This window comes from Streptomyces sp. NRRL F-6492 (assembly GCF_001280125.1).
Classification (GTDB): Bacteria; Actinomycetota; Actinomycetes; order Streptomycetales; family Streptomycetaceae; genus Streptomyces.
In genome coordinates this window covers 1-315 of record NZ_LGEG01000166.1, presented here as the reverse complement: position 1 = coordinate 315, position 315 = coordinate 1, and the positions used below count along the sequence as shown (strand labels likewise).

At 71.4% G+C, this 315-nt stretch carries 1 protein-coding gene; it reads right to left on the bottom strand.

All coding sequences use genetic code 11. The features are described from left to right. A partial coding sequence (locus ADL08_RS13965; protein WP_159043065.1) for a DUF4394 domain-containing protein occupies positions 1 to 315 on the bottom strand: 315 nt, incomplete at both ends.

Below are 315 nucleotides of genomic sequence, written 5' to 3'. Positions count from 1 at the left end.
CCGGTGACGCCCAGGGCGGTGGACGGCGGCGTGGTGGGGTTGGTGAGGGTGCCGTCGACCGTGGTGGTCCTCGGGGCGGCCGGGTCGTCGATGTTGTGGCGCAGGTTCTGGCCGGTGTCGCCGATGACCCGCAGGCGGTTGGCGGCGGGGTTGAAGTCGACCCCGAAGTGCCTGCCCTTCAGGGCGACGGTCAGCTGCGAGACCTTCACCGCCGCGGCCTTGTCGTCGAGGGTGTAGACGCCGCCCTTGTCGCCGACGCCGTACAGCTTGCCGTTCTGGACGCGGAAGTCGATCCCCACCAGCCTGCCGTCGCCC